The following is a 5,782-nucleotide window of genomic DNA, read 5'->3' as shown; positions in this document are numbered from 1 at the left end:
GATACCTCTCTTTCGTTACAGGCAGTACAGGCAGGTGCACAGGATTTTTTGGTTAAAGGTGAGTTTGAAGAAAAATTGCTTTTAAAAACTATTTTATACAGTATTGAAAGAAAAAAAAGTCAGTTAAAATTAGAAGAAGTTAATAAACGTTTTTTCTACGCTTCCAAAGCCACTAACGATCCGCTGTGGGATTGGGATATTAACTCCAATAAAATTCAGTGGAATGATAAAGTAAAAATATTCGGCTATCACGATGCAGTTACAAAAAATGATTCGTGGCGTATTAATAATGTGCATACCGAAGACAGGGAAAGGATAAATAAAAAGATGACTGAGTTAATGCAAACCTCGGCCGAAAAATGGAGTGAGGAATACAGATTTAGATGTGCTGATGGAACATATAAATATATTTACGACAGGGGTTTTGTATTAAGAGACAGAAAAAATATCCCGTACCGTATGATTGGGACTATGCAGGATGTTACCGAACAGGTTATGTTGCAAAAAAAATTGGCGTACGAAAAAGAACAAAATCAAAAAGCTATTTTAAAAACTGCAATTGAAAGCCAGGAAAAAGAAAGAAACCAGATCGGCAGAGAACTCCATGATAATGTAAATCAAATATTAGCTGCTGCAAATATTCATCTTGGTTTGGTTAGAATTGGAAGCCATGAAAGATCACTTGAGCTGGTTAAAGAAGGGCAGAATTTAATAATGAAAGCTGTTGATGAAATACGAAAACTCACCCACAACATTGTATCATCACATATTGATGATGCAGGAGTAGTAGTAGCTATTGAAAACTTAACGGAAGAAATAAATTCTTTGCTGGCTTTTAAAATTGAGTTCAACCATAATATTAAAGAAAATATTATCCCCTATCTTGTAGGGTTAACCGTTTTTAGAATTATTCAGGAGCAACTGAATAATATTATGAAATATGCATCTGCAACTAAAGTTTTTATCAGCCTGAATATAATGGAAGGCCAGCTTATACTGAACATTAATGATGATGGTGCAGGTGCAGCATTTGATGAAATAAAAAAAGGCATCGGCCTTTCAAATATAAAAAACCGTACTGCTGCTTATAACGGAAAGGTAAACTTTGAAACTTCACCGGGAAATGGTTTTAAAGTAAATGTGCAACTGCCACTTGAGGAGCCAAAAAAATTAATTAACTAATGAGATCCTTATCCCCGCAAACAAAGAAAAAATAAAAATGGTATTACTTTAACCGGTAATATTTTTTTATACTTCTGCCAACTCCACCTGCTTATTATATTTATTCCTGTACTCCACCGGTGTTAACCCTGTAATTTTTTTAAACACCGTTCTAAAAGCTTTAGTATCGGTATAGCCTACATCAAACATCACTTCTGTAATATTCTTGCGGGTGCTTTCAAAACTTCTTTTAGCGGCTTCAATTTTTACCCGCTGCATATATTCTACCACGGTATTATGCGTAGCTTTTTTAAACCGCCGCTCGAAGCTCCTTCTGCCAATGGCAAATTTATCGGCCAGGTTATATACCGTAATTTTATCAGGATAATTTTCTTCAATAAATTCCTGTGCTTTTTTTATTTCATCATCTTCATGCTCTTTCTGCCCCTGAAACATCATAAATGCATTTTGGCTGTTGCGGTCAATTTCTATGGCAAAAAATTTAGACGCCAAAATAGCAATATCACGGTTGGTATATTTTTCTACCAGGTATAATAATAAATTCCAGTAACTGTTAGCACCGCCACTGCTGTATAAACCATTTTCCTCTGTAATAATACTTCCATCAACCAGTTCCACATCCGGAAACATATTTCTAAACTCGTTGGCAAACAGCCAGTGCGTACTGCATTTCTTGCCATTCAACAATCCGGTTGAAGCCAGTAAAAAAGCACCAACACAAAGCGATGCCACTTCTGCCCCATTATTGTATTGATCCTGTATCCAGCCAACAAAATTTTTATTAAGCTCCAATGCATTTTTTATATCTCCGCATAATGCAGGAATAAAAATAAGATCAGTCTTTTTTATATCTTTTATAAGGGCATCGGCATGTACCGAAAACAAATTGTTGTCTAATTTTACTTCTTTTTTAATTCCCACTAACTGCACATTAAACAATGGCGGTTTTCCCTCAGCCTGTAAAAATTGGTTTACTGCTGTAAACATATAACGTGGGTCGGCTATGGCTTCTATTACCGAAGATTCTGGAACTAATATGGATACATGTTTCATGTTAAGCAATATTTTAGTACACAAATGTAAAATACTTTCTGTCGCAATCAACCCTTTTAAATGTCGTTTTTGCACATTTCTATTTTCAATAGATGAAAGTATGTTTGTATTGGAATATCGTTCAAAAGAATGGAACGGTCAGGCTGGTAAAAAATTTAAGGATGATAGAAGTTTTTAAAACAAATGTGAATTGTGCTGATAAGGCAAAGCAACTGGTAGAGCAGATACACGAAACTTTTGAATGCTACCGTGCAAATTTTGACCTTAACGATTGCGACAGGATACTTCGTATAGTAAGCAGCAGCAGTGTTGTGGCGGCAGACCTCATAAAATGGTTAAAAAAATTTGATTGCCACGCTGAAATTTTAAACGCTTAAATAAATCATCATTATCATACACAACTAATATAAAAACTATGACACAAATTAATTCTTACTTAACTTTCAATGGCAATTGCCGGGAGGCCATGACGTTTTATAAAAACTGCCTGGGTGGCGAGCTGAATTTTCAAACTGTCGGAGAATCTCCCCTTGCGGATAAAATGCCTGCGCACATGAAAGATTGTATTTTACATGCTACATTAACCAATGGTGCTTTAGTAATTATGGCATCGGATATGGTGGGAGAAAAAGGTTTGGTAAAAGGTACTGCAGTTTCTTTAATGCTCAATTGCAGCAGCGAAGATGAGATTAATAACTTTTACGCAAAACTTGCTGATGGCGGAGCGGCAACTCATCCTTTAGAAATTTCTTTTTGGGGTGCATTATTTGGCGACCTTACTGATAAATTTGGCAACCAGTGGCTGTTGCATTTTGATAAAAATAAAAACTAAACCTTTATGTCGTTTCAAGCATACATTGATAATATAAAAGCCAAAACAGGTAAAACACCGGAAGATTTTAAAAAGCGGGCTGATAAAAAAGGACTGCTTAAACCCGGTGTAAAGGCTGGTGAAATTATTGCCTGGCTAAAAAAAGATTTTGATTTAGGCCATGGGCATGCCATGGCCATATATGCAACCTTTAAAGGAAAGAAAGAATAATTTTTTTAAAAAATTATAACCCTTAAAAACAACAAAATGATAGCAAAAAAACAATTAGTCTAAGTATATAAAGAAACAATTAACATAATAATCAATAAAACTTCTAACATGAACAACAATCTTCACCCCTGCTTATGGTATGATGGCAATGCCAAAGCCGCTGCAGAATTTTACTGCACCCTTTTTCCCCATTCAAAAATTACAACAGATACGCCAATGGTAGTAAACTTTGAATTGAGCGGACAAAAATTTATGGGCCTTAACGGTGGCCCTAATTTTAAATTTAATCCTTCTGTTTCATTTATGGTAACCTGCGAAGCCGATGAGGAAATAAATGAATTGTGGAAACAACTTTCCGACGGTGGTATGGTAATGATGGCGCTGGATAAATACGAATGGAGTGAGCGGTATGGTTTTGTGCAGGATAAATTTGGCCTCGCCTGGCAAATTATAAAAGGGAAGTACAGCGATGTAAATCAAAAAATAACACCTACGTTTTTATTTGTAGGAAAAAATTATGGCAGGGCAGAAGCCGCTGTAAAATTTTATACCATAATATTTCCTGCATCATCCATTAATGGCATTTTATTATACGGGCCAAACGAGGGAGAGCATCAGGCAGGAAAAGTAAAACACTCCCAATTTATTTTGGATGAAAAAGTTTTTATGGCAATGGATGGTTACGGTAATCACCAATTTGATTTTAATGAAGCCATTTCTTTTGTAGTAGAATGTAAAGATCAAAAAGAAATAGATAATTACTGGAATGCGCTTACTGCCGGTGGCGGACAGGAAAGTATGTGCGGCTGGTTAAAAGATCAGTTTGGTGTTTCCTGGCAAATTATTCCGGCTAAATTGGGTCAATTAATGAGCAGCCCCGAAAAAGCGCAAAGGGTAATGCCTGTTCTTATGCAAATGAAAAAAATAGATATTGCTGCTTTGGAAAAAGCTGCAGGATAAAAACATGGCTACAGATTCACAGAAAAAAAATCATGTTAGAACCTGTTTAAATTTAGATCAAAGGCTTTGCTTGTTGCAATTTTTTTAAAAGAGCGCCACAGATTCGCAGATTAAATCTGCGAATCTGTGGCAAAAAATAAAATGATAATTCGCTAAATTATTTTAAAACAGCTCATTAGTTTTCATAAGAAAAAATTAAATTAATTTTTATGTCCATGAATAAATCAGCAGCAAAAAATGTAGATGAATATATAGCTCAGTTTCCTCCAAATGTACAGGCCACGTTAAATCAATTACGCCAAACCATTAAAGCGGCTGCACCAAAGGCAGAAGAACAGATCAGTTATATGATGCCGGCTTACAGGTATAAAGGTGTGCTGGTTTATTTTGGCGGATTTAAAAACCATATTGGGGTTTTTGCCGCTCCCACCGGGCATGAAGCATTTAAAAAAGAATTATCCATTTACAAAAGCGGAAAAGGATCTGTACAATTTCCCTTTGATAAACCGCTACCATTTAAATTGATAACACAAATAGTAAAATTCCGGGTAAAGCAAAATGAAGAAAAAGCTGCTGAAAAAAAACGGTAGAACTTACTGCTAAGAAATCTATTAAAAAGAATAACGAAAAGAATTTAAAAATTATTTTAAAATAAACCTATGCAGCCAATTAGAATGGAAAGAATATATAATGCCAAGGTAAAAAAAGTTTGGCAGGCCATTACCGATAACAACCAAATGAAGCAATGGTATTTTGATATTGCTGAATTTAAACCCGAAGTAGGTTTTGAATTTCAATTTACCGGCGAAGGAAAAGATGGAGAAAAATATATCCATCTTTGCAAAGTAGTGGAAGTAATAAAAGAAAAAAAATTAACTTACAGTTGGCGCTACGATGGCTTTGAAGGAAATTCTTTTGTTACATTTGAATTATCTGCCGAAGGCGAAGAAACAAAATTAAAATTAACACATACAGGATTAGAAACATTCCCGACAAATAATCCTGATTTTGCAAAAGAAAGTTTTACAGAAGGCTGGAATTATATTACTGGTACCTCATTAAAACAATTTGTTGAATCTTAAAAAATAAATTTTATGGCAAGCGTAAGCACTTATTTAAATTTTGCTACCGGCACAGAGGAAGCATTTAATTTTTACAAAACCGTATTTGGCGGAGAGTTTACTGCACCGGGCATCAGGCGTATGGGTGATATGCCACCAATGGAAGCAATGCCACCTGCAGGTAATGATATAAAAAATCTGGTGATGCATGTTGAGTTACTTATAACAGGTGGGCATAAACTTATGGGCACCGATGCGCCGGAACAAATGGGGTTTAAAGTAAATTTTGGAAACAATATTTATATAAACTTGCAACCCGATACAAGATCAGAAACTAAAAAATTATTTAATGGACTTTCCGCAGGGGGTAAAATAGAAATGGAATTGCAGGATATGTTTTGGGGTGATTACTTTGGCAGCTGCACAGATAAATTTGGTGTGCAATGGATGTTTAGCTGTACCGAAAAAGCATAACCCGTTGCAG

The 5,782-nt window shown here is 35.3% G+C and carries 9 protein-coding genes; 8 read left to right on the top strand and 1 reads right to left on the bottom strand.

Annotated features, from left to right (window positions below):
* The coding region (locus ACY65O_RS14040; protein WP_462221487.1) for a sensor histidine kinase at window positions 1-1,182 on the top strand (1,182 nt) is incomplete at its 5' end.
* Between the two features lie 66 nt (window positions 1,183-1,248).
* Here ACY65O_RS14040 and ACY65O_RS14035 read toward each other — a convergent pair.
* Window positions 1,249-2,235, bottom strand: coding sequence for a GlxA family transcriptional regulator (locus ACY65O_RS14035; RefSeq protein WP_462221486.1), 987 nt, complete (start codon window positions 2,233-2,235; stop codon window positions 1,249-1,251).
* A 161-nt stretch (window positions 2,236-2,396) separates the two neighbouring features.
* Between ACY65O_RS14035 and ACY65O_RS14030 the strand changes: the two genes are divergently transcribed.
* The 7 genes from ACY65O_RS14030 (at window position 2,397) to ACY65O_RS14000 (ending at window position 5,772) form a co-directional block, all read left to right on the top strand.
* Window positions 2,397-2,612 (top strand): hypothetical protein, encoded by a 216-nt coding sequence (locus tag ACY65O_RS14030; protein ID WP_462221485.1) that lies wholly within the window; start codon window positions 2,397-2,399, stop codon window positions 2,610-2,612.
* Between the two features lie 38 nt (window positions 2,613-2,650).
* Window positions 2,651-3,067 carry a VOC family protein gene (locus ACY65O_RS14025; RefSeq protein ID WP_462221484.1) on the top strand — a complete coding sequence of 139 codons (417 nt, stop codon included), beginning with the start codon at window positions 2,651-2,653 and terminating at the stop codon, window positions 3,065-3,067.
* Between the two features lie 6 nt (window positions 3,068-3,073).
* A complete protein-coding gene (locus ACY65O_RS14020) occupies window positions 3,074-3,277 on the top strand; it encodes a DUF4287 domain-containing protein (RefSeq protein ID WP_462221483.1) in 204 nt (67 codons plus the stop codon).
* Window positions 3,278-3,385: 108 nt separating this feature from the next.
* Window positions 3,386-4,237 carry a VOC family protein gene (locus ACY65O_RS14015; RefSeq protein ID WP_462221482.1) on the top strand — a complete coding sequence of 284 codons (852 nt, stop codon included), beginning with the start codon at window positions 3,386-3,388 and terminating at the stop codon, window positions 4,235-4,237.
* Window positions 4,238-4,452: 215 nt separating this feature from the next.
* Window positions 4,453-4,827: an iron chaperone gene (locus tag ACY65O_RS14010; protein ID WP_462221481.1), complete on the top strand. Its 375-nt coding sequence runs from the start codon at window positions 4,453-4,455 to the stop codon at window positions 4,825-4,827.
* Between the two features lie 69 nt (window positions 4,828-4,896).
* Window positions 4,897-5,319 carry an SRPBCC family protein gene (locus ACY65O_RS14005; RefSeq protein ID WP_462221480.1) on the top strand — a complete coding sequence of 141 codons (423 nt, stop codon included), beginning with the start codon at window positions 4,897-4,899 and terminating at the stop codon, window positions 5,317-5,319.
* Window positions 5,320-5,331: 12 nt separating this feature from the next.
* Window positions 5,332-5,772 carry a VOC family protein gene (locus tag ACY65O_RS14000; RefSeq protein ID WP_462221479.1) on the top strand — a complete coding sequence of 147 codons (441 nt, stop codon included), beginning with the start codon at window positions 5,332-5,334 and terminating at the stop codon, window positions 5,770-5,772.
* Window positions 5,773-5,782: the final 10 nt, after the last annotated feature.

It is taken from the genome of Ferruginibacter sp. (assembly GCF_031430955.1).
Classification (GTDB): Bacteria; Bacteroidota; Bacteroidia; order Chitinophagales; family Chitinophagaceae; genus Ferruginibacter.
The sequence above is the reverse complement of the archived record's forward strand: the minus strand, read 5'-3'. Positions and strand labels throughout refer to the sequence as shown.